This is a genomic window from Sphingomonas sp. SAFR-052 (genome assembly GCF_051965015.1).
GTDB lineage: Bacteria > Pseudomonadota > Alphaproteobacteria > Sphingomonadales > Sphingomonadaceae > Sphingomonas.
Window position 1 is genome coordinate 288,144 of record NZ_JBQCMO010000005.1, and the last position, 19,312, is coordinate 307,455.

General features: G+C 66.9%; 19 protein-coding genes and 1 other RNA gene. 5 read left to right on the top strand and 15 right to left on the bottom strand.

The window, feature by feature from the left end:
- Positions 1 to 30: 30 nt before the first annotated feature.
- The 5 genes from ACTHQV_RS11205 to ACTHQV_RS11225 form a co-directional block, all read right to left on the bottom strand.
- A complete protein-coding gene (locus ACTHQV_RS11205; RefSeq protein WP_440490314.1) occupies positions 31 to 492 on the bottom strand; it encodes a peroxiredoxin in 462 nt (153 codons plus the stop codon).
- Positions 473 to 3,145, bottom strand: a complete 2,673-nt coding sequence (locus ACTHQV_RS11210) for a bifunctional [glutamine synthetase] adenylyltransferase/[glutamine synthetase]-adenylyl-L-tyrosine phosphorylase (protein ID WP_440490316.1) — start codon at positions 3,143 to 3,145, stop codon at positions 473 to 475. Before ACTHQV_RS11210 ends, ACTHQV_RS11205 begins: the two co-directional genes overlap by 20 nt.
- Positions 3,146 to 3,530: 385 nt before the next feature.
- Positions 3,531 to 4,166 (bottom strand): sigma-70 family RNA polymerase sigma factor, encoded by a 636-nt coding sequence (locus tag ACTHQV_RS11215; RefSeq protein WP_440490317.1) that lies wholly within the window; start codon positions 4,164 to 4,166, stop codon positions 3,531 to 3,533.
- A 115-nt stretch (positions 4,167 to 4,281) separates the two neighbouring features.
- Positions 4,282 to 4,419: a hypothetical protein gene (locus tag ACTHQV_RS11220; RefSeq protein ID WP_440490319.1), complete on the bottom strand. Its 138-nt coding sequence runs from the start codon at positions 4,417 to 4,419 to the stop codon at positions 4,282 to 4,284.
- A 39-nt stretch (positions 4,420 to 4,458) separates the two neighbouring features.
- Positions 4,459 to 5,265 carry a response regulator gene (locus tag ACTHQV_RS11225; RefSeq protein ID WP_440490320.1) on the bottom strand — a complete coding sequence of 269 codons (807 nt, stop codon included), beginning with the start codon at positions 5,263 to 5,265 and terminating at the stop codon, positions 4,459 to 4,461.
- Between the two features lie 152 nt (positions 5,266 to 5,417).
- Between ACTHQV_RS11225 and ACTHQV_RS11230 the strand changes: the two genes are divergently transcribed.
- Together ACTHQV_RS11230 and ACTHQV_RS11235 are read left to right on the top strand one after the other, a co-directional pair.
- Entirely contained in the window at positions 5,418 to 5,678 is a 261-nt protein-coding gene (locus ACTHQV_RS11230; RefSeq protein WP_440490321.1) for a NepR family anti-sigma factor, read from the top strand.
- Positions 5,679 to 5,769: 91 nt separating this feature from the next.
- Complete coding sequence (locus ACTHQV_RS11235) at positions 5,770 to 7,269, top strand: sensor histidine kinase (RefSeq protein WP_440490323.1); 1,500 nt, start codon at positions 5,770 to 5,772, stop codon at positions 7,267 to 7,269.
- Here the strand turns inward: ACTHQV_RS11235 and queE are convergent.
- The 7 genes from queE to ACTHQV_RS11270 form a co-directional block, all read right to left on the bottom strand.
- On the bottom strand, positions 7,266 to 7,901 hold the full coding sequence (gene queE, locus ACTHQV_RS11240) for a 7-carboxy-7-deazaguanine synthase (RefSeq protein ID WP_440490325.1): 636 nt from the start codon (positions 7,899 to 7,901) through the stop codon (positions 7,266 to 7,268). The genes ACTHQV_RS11235 and queE overlap by 4 nt on opposite strands.
- Positions 7,898 to 8,680 carry a 7-cyano-7-deazaguanine synthase QueC gene (queC, locus tag ACTHQV_RS11245; RefSeq protein ID WP_440490326.1) on the bottom strand — a complete coding sequence of 261 codons (783 nt, stop codon included), beginning with the start codon at positions 8,678 to 8,680 and terminating at the stop codon, positions 7,898 to 7,900. Before queC ends, queE begins: the two co-directional genes overlap by 4 nt.
- A 69-nt stretch (positions 8,681 to 8,749) precedes the next feature.
- Positions 8,750 to 9,169, bottom strand: a complete 420-nt coding sequence (locus ACTHQV_RS11250; RefSeq protein ID WP_440490328.1) for a DUF3617 domain-containing protein — start codon at positions 9,167 to 9,169, stop codon at positions 8,750 to 8,752.
- A gap of 21 nt (positions 9,170 to 9,190) precedes the next feature.
- On the bottom strand, positions 9,191 to 10,105 hold the full coding sequence (gene hslO / locus ACTHQV_RS11255) for an Hsp33 family molecular chaperone HslO (RefSeq protein ID WP_440490329.1): 915 nt from the start codon (positions 10,103 to 10,105) through the stop codon (positions 9,191 to 9,193).
- A 149-nt stretch (positions 10,106 to 10,254) separates the two neighbouring features.
- Entirely contained in the window at positions 10,255 to 11,172 is a 918-nt protein-coding gene (gene argF, locus ACTHQV_RS11260) for an ornithine carbamoyltransferase (RefSeq protein WP_440490330.1), read from the bottom strand.
- Between the two features lie 144 nt (positions 11,173 to 11,316).
- Complete coding sequence (locus ACTHQV_RS11265) at positions 11,317 to 12,507, bottom strand: aspartate aminotransferase family protein (protein ID WP_440490331.1); 1,191 nt, start codon at positions 12,505 to 12,507, stop codon at positions 11,317 to 11,319.
- Positions 12,508 to 12,604: 97 nt separating this feature from the next.
- Positions 12,605 to 13,441: an ABC transporter permease gene (locus ACTHQV_RS11270; RefSeq protein WP_440490332.1), complete on the bottom strand. Its 837-nt coding sequence runs from the start codon at positions 13,439 to 13,441 to the stop codon at positions 12,605 to 12,607.
- 86 nt (positions 13,442 to 13,527) lie between these two features.
- On the opposite strand from ACTHQV_RS11270, the gene ACTHQV_RS11275 reads away from it, so the two are divergent.
- The 3 genes from ACTHQV_RS11275 to ACTHQV_RS11285 all read left to right on the top strand — a co-directional run bounded on the left by ACTHQV_RS11275 (position 13,528) and on the right by ACTHQV_RS11285 (position 17,828).
- The gene (locus tag ACTHQV_RS11275) at positions 13,528 to 14,295 is read left to right on the top strand and encodes a GcrA family cell cycle regulator (protein WP_440490333.1); all 768 of its coding nucleotides are present in this window, start codon (positions 13,528 to 13,530) and stop codon (positions 14,293 to 14,295) included.
- 153 nt (positions 14,296 to 14,448) lie between these two features.
- Complete coding sequence (parE, locus tag ACTHQV_RS11280) at positions 14,449 to 16,428, top strand: DNA topoisomerase IV subunit B (protein WP_440490334.1); 1,980 nt, start codon at positions 14,449 to 14,451, stop codon at positions 16,426 to 16,428.
- A 62-nt stretch (positions 16,429 to 16,490) separates the two neighbouring features.
- A complete protein-coding gene (locus tag ACTHQV_RS11285; protein ID WP_440490335.1) occupies positions 16,491 to 17,828 on the top strand; it encodes a serine hydrolase in 1,338 nt (445 codons plus the stop codon).
- On the opposite strand, the gene ffs is transcribed toward ACTHQV_RS11285, so the two are convergent.
- The 3 genes from ffs to tpiA form a co-directional block, all read right to left on the bottom strand.
- An RNA gene (ffs, locus tag ACTHQV_RS11290) (signal recognition particle sRNA small type) lies at positions 17,828 to 17,922 on the bottom strand. The two genes, ACTHQV_RS11285 and ffs, sit on opposite strands and share 1 nt — an antisense overlap.
- A gap of 38 nt (positions 17,923 to 17,960) precedes the next feature.
- Positions 17,961 to 18,362, bottom strand: coding sequence for a hypothetical protein (locus ACTHQV_RS11295; RefSeq protein WP_440490337.1), 402 nt, complete (start codon positions 18,360 to 18,362; stop codon positions 17,961 to 17,963).
- A gap of 105 nt (positions 18,363 to 18,467) precedes the next feature.
- A complete protein-coding gene (tpiA, locus tag ACTHQV_RS11300; RefSeq protein WP_440490338.1) occupies positions 18,468 to 19,214 on the bottom strand; it encodes a triose-phosphate isomerase in 747 nt (248 codons plus the stop codon).
- Between the last annotated feature and the right edge of the window lie 98 nt (positions 19,215 to 19,312).

The following is a 19,312-nucleotide window of genomic DNA, read 5'->3' on the forward strand; positions in this document are numbered from 1 at the left end:
GCGATCTTCCATGCAATCGATTCGCCGAATTCAGGATCGAACGGCGGCCAGCACTTCGGCGGCATGGCCGGCAACCTTTACCTTGCGCCATGCGCGGACCAGTCGGCCCGCGGCATCGAACAGGAAGGTCGCTCGCTCGATCCCCATATAGGTCCGACCGTACATCTGCTTTTCGCCCCAGACGCCGAACGCGTCGCACACGCCGCCATCGGCATCGCTCGCCAGCGTGACCGTCAGCGCATGCTTTTCGGCGAAACGCGCCAGCTTCGCCGGCGTGTCGCGCGAGATGGCGAGGACAGTTGCGCCGGCCTTTGCGAAATCGTCGGCAAGGCCTGAAAAATCCTGTGCTTCGCGCGTACAGCCGGTCGTATCGGCCTTGGGATAGAAATAGACGACCAACGGCTGCCCGATCCGGTCGTGCAGCGGCAGCCGCGTGCCATCCGCCAGCGTCACCTCACCTGCGGGCAGCATGTCACCGATCGCCAACGCCATTCGCCATCTCCTGCCACGTATCGCCGACCACCTGCCGCGCGGCGTCGAGCCTGACAAGTACCGCTTCCCAATCGGCACAGCCAAGCGCAGCGGCGAGGATCGGGCGGGTCGTCTCGGCCGGGACCTGCGCATCGGGCGCGACCAGCCGCATCGCGACGATCAGCCGGGTCAGGAAATCATGCGCGTCGTGCAGTCCGGCCGGCAATCGGCCCGCCGCGACCAGCGCGTCGATCGCCTCGCCCAGCCGCGGCGACAGCCCCTCCCTGCTCAGCAACTGCGTGACGTGCACTGCGAATTCGAGATCGACGAGCCCGCCCGGCGCCAGCTTCGCATCGAGCGGGCCGGCGGGCGGCTTGTGCCGGGCCATGTCGGCGCGCATCGCCACTGCGTCCGCCGCAACGTCGCGGTCAGGCCGGTCGCCCGCCAACACCCGCGCGATGATCGCTACCGCCGCCGCGCGGCCCGCCGCCGATCCGACAATCGGCCGCGCGCGGGCCAGCGCCATATGCTCCCACGTCCACGCATCTTCCCGCTGATAGCGTTCGAACCCGGCGAGCGAGACGACCAGCGGCCCCTGCGCCCCCGACGGCCGCAGCCGCGTATCCACCTCGTACAGCGGCCCCGAAGCAGTCTGCACCGACAACGCCGCCGTCAGCCGCTGCGCCAGCCGGTTGTAATAGAGCACTGCCCCCAGCGGCTTGACCCCGTCCGATTCCGCGGAAAAATCGCCGCTGAAGCAGTAGACCAGGTCGAGGTCGGAGGCATGGGTCAGCGCCCCGCCGCCCAGCCGGCCGAGCGCCAGCACGATCAGTTCGCTGTCGGGCACCCGGCCATGGCGCTGGGCGAATTCGTCGATCGTGGCAGCGGCGAGCACCTGCACCGCCGCTTCCGCGACCCGCGCATAGCCATCGGCCACGGCGAGCGGATCGCCGGTCCCGGCGACGACCTGCACCCCCAGCATGAACCGCTTTTCATTGACGACGTCGCGGACATGGTCGAGCAGCCGTTCATAGCCCTCCACCTGCCGCGCCGCCATTTCCGCCGCGAGTTCGGCGACCGACCCGACCGGTTCGAGCGCGCGCGCATCGATTAGCCCGTCGAGCAGCGTCGCCCGCCGCGCCAGCGCCTCGGCCAACGTCGGCGCATGGCACAGGATCGTGCTCAACAGCCGGGCCAGCGCCGGCTGCGCCTCGAGCAGGCGGAACAGGTTGATCGCACTCGGGAGCCGCGCGAGCATCGCATCAAGGCGCAGCAGCGCGGCATGCGGGTCGGATGCCGTCGCAAGACCGGCGATCAGGCCGGGCAGGCTGTCTTCCAGCGCGGCGCGTGCCGCCGGACTGCGCAGCGCCGGATAGGCACCGCCGCGCCAGTCGGCGATCCGCCGCGCTGCCTGTTCGCCCGATACGAAGCCCAGCGCTTCCAGCCGGTCGGCCAGCGTCTGGGGATCGGCGGGCAGCCGCGGCTCGGACGCCCCGTCGAGCCGGTCATAGACCGCCCCCACCGCCGCAACATGCGGCGCGAGCAGGCCCAGCAACGCCGCTCCGTCCTCGACACCGTGCAGCCGCGCCACCTGGTCGAGCGCCTCACGCTGTTCGGGCAGGCTATGGGTCTGGCGATCGTCGACCATCTGCAACCGATGTTCGATCGTGCGGAACAGCGTGTAGCCGTCCGCCATCACCTGCGCTTCGTCGGCCGAAATCCGCCCGCCTGTCGCGAGCGCCGCCAGCGCGTCGAGCGTCGCGGGCGCCCGGAGCGTCGGGTCGCGTCCGCCATGGACCAGCTGATGGACTTGCGCGAAGAACTCCGCCTCGCGAATGCCGCCGCGCCCGCGCTTCAGGTCGTATCCGGGGCCGAACGCCTGCCCCTGCGCATAATGATCGCGGATGCGACGGGTGATCTCGCGGATCTCGCCGATCGCGCCGTAATCGAGCGCACGTCGCCACACGAACGGCCGGATCGCGTCGAGGAAGCGGTTGCCAAGCGCGACGTCGCCCGCCGCCGCCCGCGCGCGGATGAACGCCGCCCGCTCCCATGGCAGCGCGGCCGATTCATAATAGGACACCGCGGCATCGATCGGCAGCGCGATCGGCGTCGCCTCGGGCGAGGGACGCAGCCGCAGGTCGACGCGCAGCACATAGCCATCGCCATCGCGTGCCTGCAGCAGTTCGACCGCACGCTTGGCGATCCGCACCGCCGCTTCGGCCGGATCGTCCCGCTCGCGCCGGGGCAGCGTTGCCGGGTCGTAGATCAGGATCGGGTCGATATCGGACGAATAGTTGAGCTCGTGGCTACCCTGCTTGCCAAGCGCGATCGCGGCGAAGCCGACCGGTTCGGCGCCGGGGGTCCGTTCCTCGATCGCCGCCACGATCGCGCGGTGCAGCGCGCGGTCGGCAAAATCGCTCAGCGTCTGCGTCACCCGTCGCAGGTCGTACGCCCCCACCAGATCGCCGAGCGCGACCAGCAACGCGATCCGCCGCCGCTCGATCCGCAGCCGCTGCGCCAGCGGCAGGCCGGGATCGGCGGCAACGACCGCCAGCGCATCGACGTCAAACCCCGGCAATGCCTTCAAAAACGCCGCCTCGCGGTTCAACAACACCGACAAGAACGGCGCCCCCACCCCAACACGATCCAACAATTCAGCCGGCAAGTGCATCGCTGGACGGGCTCCATCGAACGGGAAACACGGCTTATTCTAAGGCCCGACCCCGTGAAACGAAACACCGATGCGCACGTTGGAACCGTTATGGCTACGCAACCGACCCTTGGCGCGTCCCCGTCCGATCGCGGACAGGTCGTGCGCGCTCCATCGCCGGGCGAAGGCGTGGGGCGGGCGTTGCGGCAGGTCTACCACCGCGACGGCCGGTTGCCCGCGGCATGGAGCGAGGTTCTGCGGAGGCTGGATCAGGCGGACCGCTAAAGGGTCTAGCTAAAGGCTATAAGTAAATCGCTGACGAGCCCGGCAACCACACCCTGACCTCCACCGGGATATGATCGTCTTTCGATCCGACTAGCGCGACGACCGCCGCGGCAACTCGAAATCAACGATCGCGGCTGAGGTCGTCCACTTCGCCCATGATGGTGTCGAGCACCGTTTGGCCGCCATTATCGGGCTGTTCGGCGCGCGACGGCAGCTTGCCTTCAGACATCAGCGCCTCTAGCGCCACCCGGCCCCGTGCGACCCGGCTCTTGATCGTGCCGACCGCGACGTTGCAGATTTCCGCCGCTTCCTCGTACGCAAAGCCGCCTGCGCCGACAAGGATCAGCGCCTCGCGCTGCGGCTGCGGCAGGTGCAGCAGCGCGCGTTGCATATCGGCCAGCTCGACATGGCGGTCCTGGCTGGCGGGTGCGGCGAGAATGCGGTCGGCAACCAGATCATCCCATTCGCCCTTGAAGCGCGCGCGGCGCATCTGCGAGAGATACAGGTTGCGAAGGATGATGAAGGTCCAGGCCCGCATGTTGGTACCGGCCTGGAACCGCTGTCGCGCCGCCCATGCCTTAAGCAGCGTTTCCTGCACCAAATCGTCCGCCAGATCGCGACTACCCGACAGTGAACGCCCAAACGCGCGCAGATGCGGGATGACCTGTGCCAGTTGCTTCTTGAACTCGGGATCGGAGAGCGCGACGTGCTCCTGCACCTCGCCTGCCGCGTCCTCGGTGATGTCGGATTCAGTCATTCTTATCCGTTCGATACGCAGTCGGCCCGGTCGAGGGCTGACCCGAACATAGGGAGGCCGATCGCCGATTGCCAGCGCCGCCGGGACGAACCGATGGCGGACGCCGGCCCCAGCGTCAGGACAACAGGATGTACGCCATGACTGCGATCACCGCGATCAGGGATACCGCCAGAATATAGCGGGTGACCCCGGGGGTAGCGCCGGCGCGTGCTTCCGTGGCGCTGACATGGATGCGTTCTTGATCGTCTGCCATCGCCTATCAACCCCCGAAGATCGTTTTGGGTCCGTACCGTTATGCCGCGACTTCCGGCACGGTCGCTTCGTCGAAGAACAGCGCCTGGCTGATCGCCGCCTTCACGGTCGAGCGCTGGAACGGCTTGGTGATGAGGAAGGTCGGCTCAGGCCGCTCCCCGGTCAGCAACCGTTCCGGGAAGGCGGTGATGAAGATCACCGGCACATTGAATTCGGACAGGATGTCCTTGACCGCGTCGATGCCCGAACTGTCGTCGGCCAGCTGAATGTCGGCGAGCACCAGCCCCGGACGATCCTGCATCGCCAGCGCGACCGCTTCGTCGCGGGTGACGGCAACGCCGGTCACCTCATGACCCAGATCGCGGACGATCTGCTCGAGGTCCATCGCGATCAGCGGCTCGTCCTCAATGATCATCACGCGCGACCGGGTCTGCTGCTCGATCTCGCGCAGCGCCTCGGCGACCAGATCTTCGACCTCTTCGGGCGTCGATTCGATCAGATAGGCCGCATCCTCGGTCGTGAAGCCTTCCATCGCGGTCAGCAGCAGCGCCTGCCGCGACAGCGGCGCGATGCGGGCAAGCCGCGCCTGGGCGATTGCCTCATTGTCGGTACCCGACGCGCTGGCGGCGCCGAACGCCTCGGGCTGCGACGACGCCCAGATCGCCTGGAAGGTGCGGTAGAGGCCGAGCCGGGGATCGACGTCGCGCGGAAATTCTTCCGGTGCCGCTACGATCGCTTCCAGCGTAGCGCGGACATATTGGTCGCCCTCGCTCTGGCTACCGGTGAGTGCTCGGCCATAGCGCCGGAGGAAAGGGAGGTGCGGCGCAAGCTGCTGTCCGAGCGACATGGTCAGGTAAGTCTCCTTCGTCGCGACCCGGCGGGTAAGACCGGCTCGCACACTGCGTTCTACTACGATACGGCACGGGAAAGGCGCCTCCCCCGAGTTCGCGTCGATGCATGGAACCAACGAGCACGTCTTTTGTTTCCTGTGCGCCCGACATGCTGATGCAAGCCAGTCTTGATGCCGGTCGGCGGTTAGGTATTCGTGCCGGGTCATGTCCGGGCGTCGGGGGAAGGCATAGCTTCGTGAAGGATGGTGAGAAGTCGGTTCAGCAGTCGAACGCGAAATCCGCGGGGACGACGCAGCCGGACAAGAAGGACACGTCCAGCCTGGGTAACGCGTTGCGCGCCGTATATCAGGATGCGGCCGGTGAATCGGTTCCCGACGAGATGCTCGACCTGTTGAACAAGCTGAAATAGCTTCGAGGGTGTGACCAATTCCGTAACAACCAAGCGGAGGCCAGCCAGCCCGGCCGCCGCATTGCGACGGGTTCCGACCGGCGCAAAACTGATGCTGATCCTGAGCGCCGCGCTGTTGCCGTTGGCTCTTATCGCGCTGTTCGCCACGCTTCAGACCTCGCGTATCGCCGACCTCGATCTGCGTGCGCGTCTGCGGGTCGCGGCGGTCGAGGCTTCGCGCGGGATTGCGATCGAACTGGGTGGCGACATGACCGCGCTGCGCGTGGCGATGACCGCGCTGTCGTCCGATCCGGCCAACGCGCCCAGCTGCGCGCGGGTCGAGGGGGTGTTCGCGCAACAGGCCGCGACCGGCGCCCGCTTCGCCATCTATTCGGCCGACGGACGCCTCGTGTGCGGCACTGCCATTCCCGTCCGCATGATCGGCGCCGCCGACGCTGGCGGCGTGCGTGCGCAGGTCGTTCCCGATGCCGGGGTCGTGCTCGACATCCACGGCACCAACGAATCCCGTGCCATCGCCTTTTTCCCGGCCACTCTGCTGCGCGACCGGTCGCAGCCGAGCGCCTTTCCGACGCCATTCGAAAGCGGCATTCTGCACAACGACGACGGCGAGTTGAGCCTGTCGACCCTGCCGCCGGAGTCGGGGGTCGAACGGCTGGAGCGTGTCCGCATTCCACTGAGCATCGACGACCTCGCCTTCACCATGGCGGTACGTCGCGCGCCGATCACGTCCTCGACGATTGTTGCAATGCTGCTGCCGCTGGTCATGTGGTTCGCCGCGACCGGCATCGGCTGGTTCGTGGTCGACCGGCTGCTGATCCGGCCGCTGCGACGACTGCGCGACGATATCGAACGCTATCGTCCGGGTCACCCGATGGCCGATGTCAATCTGGGGGCGATCCCGGCGCAGGAAATCGCCGACCTGGGCGAGACGTTCCAGGAACTGACCCATACGGTCGAGCGCCACGAACAGTCGATGGCCGACGGGCTGGTGCGCCAGACCAAGCTGACGCGCGAGGTGCATCACCGCGTCAAGAACAACCTGCAGGTCATTGCCAGCCTTATCAATTTCCACGCCCGCAGCGCCCATGGCGCGGCAGCGGCCGATGCCTATGCCACCATTCAGCGCCGGGTCGATGCGCTGGCGGTCGTCCACCGGCATCATTATGCCGAGATGGAGGAAAATCGCGGGCTCGAGCTGAAATCAGTGATCGGTGAACTGGCATCGAACATCCGCGCGACCTCGGCCAGCGAGACCGCCAAACTCGGCATCACGCTGAATGTCGAGCCGGTGCTGGTGACGCAGGACGTCGCGGTCGCGGTTTCGTTCCTACTGACCGAGCTCATCGAGCTGGCTGCCTCGGTCAATCCGCAGGCGCAGATCAATATTTCGCTGCGCCCCGTTCCCGATACAGAGACGGCGGTGTTACGCGCGAGCTCACCCGCACTAGTCGAGGGCGAGGAGCTCGATGCGCTGGTCGCCAGCCGTTACGGCCGGATCATCCTCGGCCTGTCGCGGCAGTTGCGGGCACCGCTGCACCATGATCCGCTGATCGGTGCCTACGAAATCACGATCGCGGCGAAACCCGCCTAACGCAGGCCCAGCAGCTTGTGGGTCTGCAATGACAGTCGCCAGCGGGGGCGCGCCATCGCGAAGGCGACCGCCTCGTCCCGGTTGAACGCCTCCTGCCCGACCGCGTCCATCGGCTGGACGAGGTGATGCGCGAAATCCCATTGCTCGATCGCATCGACATCGATGCCGGCCTGCGGCCAAACGAGTTTCAGTTCGTCGCCATGGCGTTGCACGACCTCGCTACCGGCCTTCGGACTGATGCAGACCCAGTCGATGCCGGGATGCGCCGCGATGGTACCGTTGCTCTCGATCGCGATCTCGAAACCTTCGCCGTGCAGCGCGTCGACCAGCGCATCGTCGATCTGCAGCATCGGTTCGCCGCCGGTCAGCACCACGAACCGCCGCGTCGGCTCCGGCCCCCAATGGCCGACCACCGCCGCCGCCAGCAGCGCCGCATCGGCGAACTTGCCGCCGCCGACGCCATCGGTCCCGACAAAATCGGTATCGCAGAAGCGGCAGATCGCGGTCGCGCGGTCGACCTCACGACCCGTCCACAGATTGCAGCCGGCAAAGCGGACGAACACCGCGCGTCGCCCGGCATGCACCCCTTCCCCCTGCAGGGTCAGGAACATCTCCTTGACCGAATAGGTCATCGGCCGGTGTCGGGCGTTTCCGCATAGCGGGTCGGATCGGGTAGGCCCGCCTCGACAAAGCCGCGCGCGCGCAGGCGGCAACTGTCGCAGCGGCCGCAATGCAGGTCGCCGACCGGATCGTAGCAGGTCCAGCTCATCCCCGCATCGAGCCCCAGCCGGTCCGCCTCGCGCGCGATATCGGCCTTGGTCATGTGTTGCAGCGGCGCGTGGATGCGGAAGCGCGCACCGTCGCTGCCGGCGCGGGTAGCCAGTTCGGCCAACGCCTCGAACCCGGCGATGAAGTCCGGGCGGCAATCGGGATAGCCCGAATAGTCGAGGGCATTGACGCCGATCCACAGGTCGCGCGCGCCCGCCGCCTCGGCCCAGCCGAGCGCAAGGCTGAGAAAAATGGTATTGCGCGCAGGGACGTAGGTGACCGGAATCTCGTTGCCGACACCGTCCTTGGGCACGTCGATCGACATGTCGGTCAGCGCCGACCCGCCGAAGGCGGACAGGTCGAGCGGCAAGATGACATGCCGTTCCGCGCCGAGCAGCGCCGCGATCCGCTTGGCCGCTTCCAGTTCGACCTGATGGCGCTGGTTGTAATCGATCGACAGCGCCAGCAGCCGGTGACCCGCCTCGCGTGCCAGCGCCGCCGACACCATCGAGTCGAGTCCGCCCGACACCAGCACCACGCTGAGGGGAGAATTCGTCATGCTGCGCTCGCTAAGACTTTCGGCGCGCCGGAGCAACCGCCCGAAAAAGAGCGGGCCGCAGTGACGCGGCCCGGAGGGTTCCATGCTTTAGGGGAAACATGCGTGCCCAACCGGACACGCACATCGTATAACGCGTCCGCCCTAAACATAGGCTTAACGCTGGCCACGCGCGCAATTGCCGATCCGGCGCGCTTCATAGGCATCGGCGAAGGGCATGCCATCGGCAATGCCTTCGCTCTCGATGCGCAGCGATCGCGGGGTATCGACATGGATGGTCGTGCGGACATGGCCGATGCCGGGACAGGTATAATGGACCGTCGACAGGCGTGGCGTATCGTCGATGACGAACCGGCTGCACTGGGCGTTGCGCAGCCGCAGGCGCAGGAACGCCGCGGTATCGGCGAAGCAGCTGGCCCGCGCCGCCTCTGCCGATCCGGTCGCGCGCAGCGACCAGTTGCCCGGCGCCACCGCGCGCATCGCAACCAACGTTGGCGCCGCAGCGGGCTGTGCCACTGCCCCGCCCGATACCAGCACCAGCGCCGCCGCGACCCGACGTAACGATCCAATCCCCATGACGTCCCCCTTCCGCACGCGTCAGGATGCGATGTCGGCCACCGCGAGCGGAAATTTCGTCGCGCAAAAGGCGCAGTCGACGGTGATGATGCCGTTTTCGTCGGCCATCGCCGCGCGTTCCTCGACCGGGAAGCGCGAGATCACCCCGGCGATATAGTCCCGGTCGCACCGACAACCACGCGAAAGGGCGGTGCTGGCGAGAATGCGGACCTCGCGTTCCTCGTTGAACAGGCGCCAGACCAGCGTTTCCAGCGGGATCATCGGGTCGGTCAGTTCGTCCGCGCCCATCGTCGACCCCAGCGCCTCGACATGGTGCCATTCGGGATGGTCGAGCCGGACGTGCAGTCGCTCGCGCCCTTCCTCACCCTCGGGCAGATGTTGCAGAAAGATACCGCCGGCGACGCGCTGCCCATTGTCGTCGACGCCGATACCCAGACGGACGAGCGACGGGATCTGTTCGGATTGCAGGAAGTAGCTTTCCGCCGCCGCAGCGATTGAATCGCCGTCGAGCGGCACGATGCCCTGATAGCGCTCGCCCGACGTCACCTGATCGAAGGTGATCGCCAGATACCCCTGCCCGAACATCGCGAACAGCGACGGATCCTCGCCCAGTTCGGCCAGCCGCTCGGCATCGAAATCGACATAGCCGCGCAGTTCGCCATTCTTGTAATCGCACACCATCAAGCGGATGATCCCGCCCTGGGTCTGCGCCTGCAGCGTCAACTGCCCTTCGGCCTCCTTCAGGGTCGAGCCGAGCAGCGCGGTCAGCGCCAGCGTTTCGGCGAGCAGCTTCTCGATCGGTGCGGGATAGGCGTGGGCGGCAAGGATTGACTGCGCCACCGGCCCCAGCCGCACGACGCGACCGCGGGCGTGATGATCGGGCAGCGTGAACCCGATCGCACGATCGAGGTCAGGCAGGCGGACGGGTTCGGACAAGATCGGGCTCCCTGTGGCCCGGCAGCCGGGCAAACTGTGATCGATCGCTCACATGGGAGCCGATACCTGATTCCGCAAGCGCTTTGCGTCATGTTGCGCGTGCGAAATGGCCGGCAACGGACAGGTCACCCCGTCCGGGTCGGTTCAGACTAACCGACCAGGCCGAAGCACCAGCGCAAGATCGCCTTCTGCGCGTGCAGGCGGTTCTCCGCCTCCGGCCAGATCAGCGATTGCGCTCCGTCGATGACGTCGGGCGTTACTTCCTCTCCGCGATGCGCGGGCAGGCAGTGGAGGAACACCGCGTCGGGCTTTGCATGCGCCATCAGCGCCGCATCGACCTGATAGGGTGCCATCGCCGCCAGCTTCTGTTCGGCATGGGCCTGCCCCATCGAGATCCAGGTATCGGTAACGACGACGTCGGCATCGCGCACCGCCGCGATCGGATCGCGGGTGATCGTCGCCCGCGCGCCCGCTGCCGACAGCACCTCGGGCGACGGATCATAGCCTTCGGGACAGGCGGCGACGACGTCGAATCCCATCAGCGCGCCCGCCTCGACGATCGAGTGGAGCACGTTGTTGCCATCGCCCAGCCACGCCCATTTCGTACCCGGCAGGCTCTTGCCCGCTTCGATCACGGTCAGCAGGTCGGCGACGATCTGGCAGGGATGCGAATGGTCGGTCAGGCCGTTGATGACCGGAACCGAAGCATAGCGGACCATTTCGTCCAGCTTGGCCGGATCGTCGGTGCGCACCATGATCGCGTCGCAATAGCCCGACAGCACGCGCGCGGTATCGGCAACGGTTTCACCACGGCCGAGCTGGGTCGTACCGGCATCGAGCACGAGCGCGGAACCGCCCAATTGGCGCATCGCCATGTCGAACGACACGCGCGTACGGGTCGATGACTTCTCGAATACGCAGGCAAGCGTGTGGCCGGCGAGCGAGGCGTCGGCATCGGCACGCCCCTTCGGCCAGCCTTTGCGCGCGGCCTTCGCGTCCAGCGCGTCGTTGAGGATGGCGGCGATGCCGTCGGCACCGGCCGAGGCGAGATCGAGGAAATGGCGCATATTGAGTAAATCCTCCCCGGCACGGGGAATGGGACCGTCCGCAGGACGGTGGAGGGGGTGCTCCACCGGCGCTGCGCTATGGGGCGGTCCCCCTCCACCATGCTTCGCATGGTCCCCCTCCCCGTCCCGGGGAGGACTCATTGATCAATCGTCGGCGACGGGTACGTACACCCGCGCGGCAGCGGACAGCTTCTCCACCGCCTCGGCGATATGCCGCTCCTCGATCACCAGCGGCGGCAGCACGCGGACGACATTGTCGCCCGCCGCCACCGTCAGCAGCTGGTGATGATCGCGCAGATGCGCGACGAAGCGGCGGCTGTCCGACTTCAGCTTGATGCCGAGCATCAGGCCCATGCCGCGAATCTCCTGGAACAGGTGATCGTGGTTCGGGATCATCTGTTCGAGGCTCGAGCGCAGCCGGTCGCCCATCGTCTTCACATGCTCGAAGAAGCCCGGCTCCAACATCACGTCAAGCACCGCCTGCCCCGCCGCCATCGCCAGCGGGTTGCCGCCATAGGTCGACCCATGCGTGCCGAACACCATGCCTTTCGCCGCTTCCTCGGTCGCGAGGCATGCGCCGAACGGGAAGCCGCCGCCGATGCCCTTGGCCGCCGATACGATGTCGGGCTTCACGCCATATTGTTCGTGGGCGAACAGCGTGCCGGTCCGGCCATAGCCGCACTGTACTTCGTCGAGCACCAGCAGCAGCCCGCGTTCGTCGCATGCCTTGCGCAGGCCGCTCAGGAACTCGGGCGTCGCCGTGCGCAAACCGCCCTCGCCCTGCACCGGCTCGACCAGGAACCCCGCCGTGCTGTCGTCGATCAGCGCCAGCGCGCCTTCCAGATCGTTGAACTCGGCATATTTGAAGCCGGGCAGCAGCGGTTCGAACCCGTCGCGCATCTTGGCCTGATTAGTCGCCGAGATGGTGCCGAGCGTGCGGCCATGGAACGCCTGGTTGAAGGTAATCAGCGTGTGCCGTTCGGGATTGCCGTTGGCGAAATGGAAACGGCGTGCGGTCTTGATCGCGCATTCGACCGCTTCGGCGCCCGAATTGGTGAAGAACACCGTATCGGCAAAGCTGTTGTCGACGATCCGCTGCGCCAATGCCTCGCCCTGCGGCGAACCGTAGAGGTTGCTGACATGCATTAGCGTCGCGGCTTGTTCCTGGATCGCCTTGGTCAGGTGGGGATGGCCGTGGCCCAGCGCATTGACGGCGATGCCGGCGGCGAAGTCGAGATATTCGGTGCCGTCCTCGCCATACAGGTAGCAGCCCTCGCCTCGGACCGGACGCACGCCGCACCGTGGATAGACGGGCATGAGCGCGGGGGTCGTCATCGAACTGCTCCTTTGAGAAATAACGGCGTTGAAAACGCAAAAGGGCGGCCAACCGGGCCGCCCGGAGCGCCGCTGTACCGCTCCTTTGGGGCTTACGTCAATTCTTGAGCTTCCACCCCGAGCGCAGCAATGCGTAGCAGCCGATCGCCATTGCGACATCGACCGCAAGGATCACCGCGCCGCCCAGCAGTACCGGCGAATCGGCGCGTTCGAGGAAGCCGTAGCGGAACCCCGAGATGATGTAGAAGAACGGGTTGAGGTGGCTGATCGTGCGGAAATGCGGTGCCAGCGCCTCTACCGAATAGAAGGTGCCCGACAACAGCGTCAGCGGCCCGATCACGAAATTGGTGATCGCGGCGGCGTGATCGAACTTCTCCGCCCAGATCGAGGTCATGACCCCGGCCAGCGCGAGGAACACCGATCCGAACAACCCGAACCACAGCACCGCACCCGGATGGCGCGGCATGACATGCACGCCGGGATAGAGCAGCATTGCGAACCACAGCACGATCCCGACCAGGAACGCCCGCGTCACCGCCCCGCCGACCAGTGCCGCCAGCAGCTCGCCGGTCGACAGCGGCGGCATCAGGTAATCGACCACCGTGCCCTGGATCTTGCCGACCAGCAGCGCGAAGCTGGAATTGGCGAAGGCGTTGTTGAGCATCGCCATGGCGATCAGCCCCGGCGCCACGAAATCCGGAAACGGCACGCCCAGCACGCTGCGCCCCGCCCCGCCCATCGCCACCGAAAAGATGACGAGGAACAACAGCGTCGTGACCGCCGGCGCCCAGATGGTCTGAAGCTGCACCTTGAAGAAGCGGCGCACCTCCTTGATATAGAGGGTGCGCAGCCCGCCCCAGTTGACGTTCCGGATCACCGGCACGCCGGGGTCGGCAAGGACGATTTTTGCGCGCGACGGGGATTGTTCCTGCATGGCTGTGTCGCCTAATCGCTGGCGAAGGCGGCGGCAAGGATCATGGTCGCCCGCGCGCCACAGGAATATGAAGGACTAGGACGGGCATGAGCTGGACCGAAGAACGCATCGCGACGCTGGCCAAGATGTGGGAATCGGGTATGACCGCCAGCCAGATCGCCGAGGAACTGGGCGGGATCAGCCGCAATGCGGTGATCGGCAAGGCGCATCGCCTCGGCCTGCAATCGCGTCCCTCGCCGGTGCGCTCGAACGATGCGGCGAAGGCGGCGGCACCGGCAACCCCGAAGCCCGCTCCCACGCCGGTCGAACCCGTGCCGGTGGTCGAGACCGCCCCGCCGCCCGCGCCGAAGCCGGCTCCGGAACCAAAGCCCGAACCGGTCGTCGCCGCACCGCCGCCGCCACCCAAGCCGGTCGAGAACGATCCGTTCACGCCCCTGCCGACCAGCGCCGATGCTGCCGACGAGGAGGATGAGGACGAGGACGACGCCGCCCCGACGCCCGCGCCGCGCAACGATGCGCCGGTGATGCGTTCGGTCGGCCCCGGCGGCTTCCTGCGGCAGAATCCGGGCGAGCAGACCGCACCGCTGACCCCCGCACCGCCGCGCCGGCTGGTCCCTGCGCGGCCGAGCGATGCGATCGCCGGCAAGACGACGCTGCTCGATCTGAACGACCGCATCTGCAAATGGCCGATCGGCCATCCGGGCGAGCCGGACTTCCACTTCTGCGGCGACAAGGTCAATCCGGGCTTCCCCTATTGCGTCGACCATTGCGGCCACGCCTATCAGGCACAGCTGCCGCGTCGTGATCGCCGCCCGCCGCCGCCGCTGCCTTATGGTGGGCCCAGGGTTCGCTGATCGCGCAAGGCCGAGCGTAGCTCGGTCGCGCATCCGGCGATCAGCGCGGCCGGCGCGGCGAAAAGCCGCGACCGACGGCATGGGCTTTGCCCATGCCCGCCCCGACCGTCACCCCGCTTTGCGGATGACCCCGTTTCGTTCTATACGCCCGCCATGGTCGATAATCTGTTCGAAGCGAACGTCCCCACCCCGCCTGCATACGACGCATCGTCGATCGAGGTTCTGGAGGGGCTGGAGCCGGTCCGTCGCCGGCCGGGCATGTATATCGGCGGCACCGACGAACGCGCGCTGCACCACCTCGCCGCCGAGGTGCTCGACAATGCGATGGACGAGGCGGTCGCCGGTCATGCAACGCGGATCGAGGTGCAGCTGGACGTTGGCAACCGGCTGACGATCATCGACAATGGCCGCGGCATCCCGGTCGATCCGCACCCGAAATTTCCTGACAAGTCCGCGCTCGAAGTCATCCTGTCGACGCTGCATTCGGGCGGCAAGTTCGCCGGAAAGGCTTATGCCACATCGGGCGGCCTGCACGGCGTCGGCATCTCGGTCGTCAACGCGCTGTCGGTCGATACGGTGGTCGAGGTCGCCCGCGACCGGCAACTCTATCGCCAGCGCTTCTCGCAGGGGCAGACGATCGGCCCCCTCGAACATGTCGGCGCGGCACCTAATCGCCGTGGTACACTGGTCGCCTTCACCCCCGACGCCGAAATCTTTGCCGATCTCCAGTTCAAGCCGGCCCGGCTGCACAAGCTGGTGCGGTCGAAAGCCTATCTGTTCGCCGGCGTCGAAATCCGCTGGAAATGCGCCCCCGAACTGGTCGCCGGCACCGACGTTCCGGCCGAGGCGGTCTTCCAGTTTCCCGGCGGCCTTGCCGATCATTTGCGCGAACAGATTGGCGGCCGCGAATGTGCGACCGCCGATTTCTTCACCGGTCGACAGGATTTCCCCGGTGAGGCGGGCCGCGTCGAATGGGCCGTCGCCTGGCCGCTGTGGAGCGACGGCAGCTACAGCTATTACTGCAACACCATCCCCACCCCCGATGGCGGCACCCATGAACAGGGGCTGCGCCAGGCGCTGGTCCGGGGCCTGCGCGGTTTCGCCGATCTGGTCGGCAACAAGCGCGCCAAGGACATGACCGCCGACGACGTCACGGTCGGCTGCGAACTGATGCTGTCGGTGTTCATCCGCGATCCGCAGTTCCAGAGCCAGACCAAGGACCGCCTGACCAGCGTCGAAGCCGCCAGCCTCGTCGAGCGGGCGGTGCGCGACCATTTCGACCATTTCCTCAGCCACAATATGGACCGGGGCAAAGCGCTGCTCGGCCTCGTGCTCGACCGGATGGACGAACGCCTGCGCCGCAAGGCCGAGCGCGAGGTCAAGCGCAAGACCGCAACGTCGTCGCGCAAGCTACGCCTGCCGGGCAAGCTGACCGACTGCGCCTCCGACGATCCCGCCGGCACCGAACTCTTCATCGTCGAGGGTGATTCGGCGGGCGGGTCGGCCAAGCAGGCGCGCGACCGCAAGAGCCAGGCGATCCTGCCGATCCGCGGCAAGATCCTGAACGTCGCCTCGGCGACCAGTGCGAAAATCCTCGCCAATCAGGAAATCGCCGACCTGATCCTCGCCATGGGCTGTGGCACGCGCAAGGACTGCCAGCCCGATGCGCTGCGCTACGAACGCATCGTCATCATGACCGACGCCGATGTCGACGGTGCACACATCGCCACGCTGCTGATGACCTTCTTCTTTCAGGAGATGCCGGAGGTGGTGCGGCGCGGTCATCTGTACCTGGCGCAGCCGCCGCTCTATCGCCTGACCGTCGGCGCGAAGTCGCTCTATGCCCGCGACGATGCGCACCGGGCCGAACTGGAGCGCACCGCGTTCCGGGGCAAGAAGGTCGAGGTCGCGCGGTTCAAGGGGCTGGGCGAAATGAACCCCGGCCAGCTGCGCGAAACGACGATGGACCCGAAAACCCGCAGCATGATCCGCATCACCCTGCCGCAGGAATATGAGGAGCGGGCCGCGGTGAAGGATCTGGTCGACCGGTTGATGGGCACCAACCCGGCACACCGCTTCGCCTTCATCCAGGAGAATGCCGCGCGGCTCGACGACGAGGTCATCGACGCCTGATGCTCGATTGACCCCCGCCGGTTGCCCCCGCATGATCGGGCGAAACAATAGCGGGGGAAAATATGGGGTTCGCTATCGGCATGGTCGCTTTGGCACTGCAAGTGACCGCAACCCCCGCCACCCCGCCCCCCGCCGCTCCGGCCGCGACCACGGCTGCGCCGTCGCCGCAACTGAAGCAACGAACCGACGACGTTGTGGCGCTGCTAGGCGGAAGTGGGGATTTCGACGCGGTCTTCGCGCCGTCATTCCGCGCTGCCCTGCCCAAGGCGAAGCTGGACGCGCTGATCGCGCAGATCACCAGTTCGCTCGGCAAGCCGACCGGCGTTGAGAAAGTCGAACCGGTCGGTCCACTGATGGCCCGTTTCCAGATCGGGTTCGAACGCGGATTACTGAACGCGGAGATCGCGCTCGATCCTGCCGCTCCTCATCAGGTCGTCGGCTTGCTGTTCAAAGGTGCCGAGCCACGCGGCCCACAGGCGGCCACTGTCGCGGCGGCGATCGAGCAATTGGCCGCAATGCCGGGAAAAAGCGGGTTCGCGCTTTCGAAGCTGGGGACCGGTGCCCCGGTGTCGATCGCCGCGCATGCCCCGACCATGCCACTGGCGATCGGCTCCGCCTTCAAACTGGTGATCCTCGCCGAACTCGTGCGATCGATCGAAGCCGGCGAGCGCAAGTGGGCCGACATGGTTACGCTCGACGGGTCGGCACTGCCCGGCGGCGGCTATGCGCAACAGCCCAAGGGGACGCGCATCCCGTTTCGCGAACTGGCCGAACGGATGATTTCGGTCAGCGACAACAGCGCGACGGATATCCTGCTGTTCCAACTCGGCCGGCAGAAGGTCGAGGCGATGCTGCCGGTGGTCGGCTTCACCGACGGGGGCCCGCGCAACGTGCCGTTCCTCGGTGCGCTCGAAGTGTTCAAGCTGAAGGGCGTCGATGGCGGGGCGCTCGGCAGCAAATATCTGGCAATGCCGGTGGCGCAGCGCCGCGCGTTTCTCGACGGGCCGGTCCGCGACACGCCGATCGCCGCGATCCCGGCGGGGCTGTTCCAGGACGGCAAGCCGCTGCGCATCGAACAGCTCGAATGGTTCGCCAGTCCGAACGATCTGGTGCGGGCGATGGACTGGCTGCGGCGGCATTTCGACGGCCCGGCCGGCGCGGACCTGCGCGCCGTCTTGTCCAAGAACCCCGGCCTGCCCGAACCGGCGGCGAACTGGCGCTATGTCGGCTACAAGGGCGGGTCGGAACCGGGCGTCCTCACCATGACCTTCCTGCTACAGGGCAAGGACGGCGACTGGTATGCGCTGTCAGGCGGCGTCAACGATCCCGCAAAAGCGGTCGACGATCTGCGCTTTACCGGGCTGATGGGTCGCGCGCTGGACCTTGCCGCGCCGCGATAAAGGTGGGAGCCGGACGACCCGCTGCGAAATCGTTGCGGCTGCTTCCTTCCGGACCTGACCGGGTTGGCGACGGCATCGTCCGCCCGACTCCCAAGCGCCATATGGGCGAAGCGCCGCCGCGACGCAAGAGCGTCAGTTCGCCCGGCGCGGCAGACGCGAATAGGGAACGAAATCGTTCAGCGCCAACGACCCGTTCGGCATCCGCGCATTGCGATCGACCAGATTGACGATATCGATCCGGCACAACTGCGTGCCGATCGTGCGCGTGACCAAAATGTCGTCGCGGTCGAGGATCGGCGCCCCCTCCGGCCGGTTGACCATCAAGGTACCGTTATTCATCCGGTACACGATCCCGACATCGGGCACGATTTCGCTCGAGCGGATGTCGCGCAGGTTGATGCAGTCGACCGGCTTGCCGGCGGTCCGCCCCTCGACGATCCGCGCCAATGCCCTCTCCCCGGCGGCGGCGCGCTCCTGCGCGACGGCAGGGGTGGCGAACAGGGCGGCAGTGAGCATCAGGATCGGCAGGCGCATGGTTCAAGTCCCGGCAAAAGCGATGCGTATGTCGTTAGCAGGTGCCAAGTGAACATACGCTGACGGACGGTCAACGCAGTCGACCGCCCTTCCGCTCCGCCGGGTTTACAAGGCTGCCGCAGCCTCGATGATCGGCACGAATTTCTCGGCGGTCAGGCTCGCACCGCCGACCAGCGCGCCGTCGACGTCGTCGATCGAGAGGATGGCGGCGGCATTGGCCGCGGTCACCGACCCGCCATAGAGGATGCGGATGCCATCGGCGGCATCGCCGACCATCTGGCGCAGCTTGGCACGCGCAATCGCATGGACCTGCGCGATCTCGTCGGCGGATGGCGTCCGACCGGTGCCGATCGCCCAGCGCGGTTCATAGGCAAGCGTGAACCAGTCGCCGCTCGCCCCTTCGGGCACCGATTTCTCGATCTGCGCCTGCACCACGCGCTCGGCACGGCCGGCGTCGCGCTCGGCCTCGGTCTCGCCGCAGCACAGGATCACGTCCAGTCCCTGCCGACGTGCCGCCGCTGCCTTGGCCCAGGCGTCGTGGCTGGTTTCGTTCTGGTCGGCGCGGCGTTCGCTGTGCCCGACGATCACGACACTGGCCCCCGCCTCGCGCAGCATCTCCGCCGACAGGCAGCCGGTATGCGCGCCGCGATCATTGGCATGGACGTCCTGCCCCCCGATCCGCACCGCCTTGGCGATCTCGGCGGCGTGATGGACCAGGGTCGCCGGCACGCACAGCGCCACATCGACGCCCGGCGCGGCAGCGGCAGCGGCGTCGATCGTCTCTATCTCGGCCAGTTGCCGGCGCAGCCCATGCATCTTCCAGTTCCCCGCGACCAGCTTGCGACGACTCATCGTTCCGGCTCCCAGCCTGTTTTACATGTTCTACAGCCGATAGCGTGTCTGGCGGTCCGCGCAACCTTGAAGCGGCGGCGACCCGTCTCTAAAGCAGC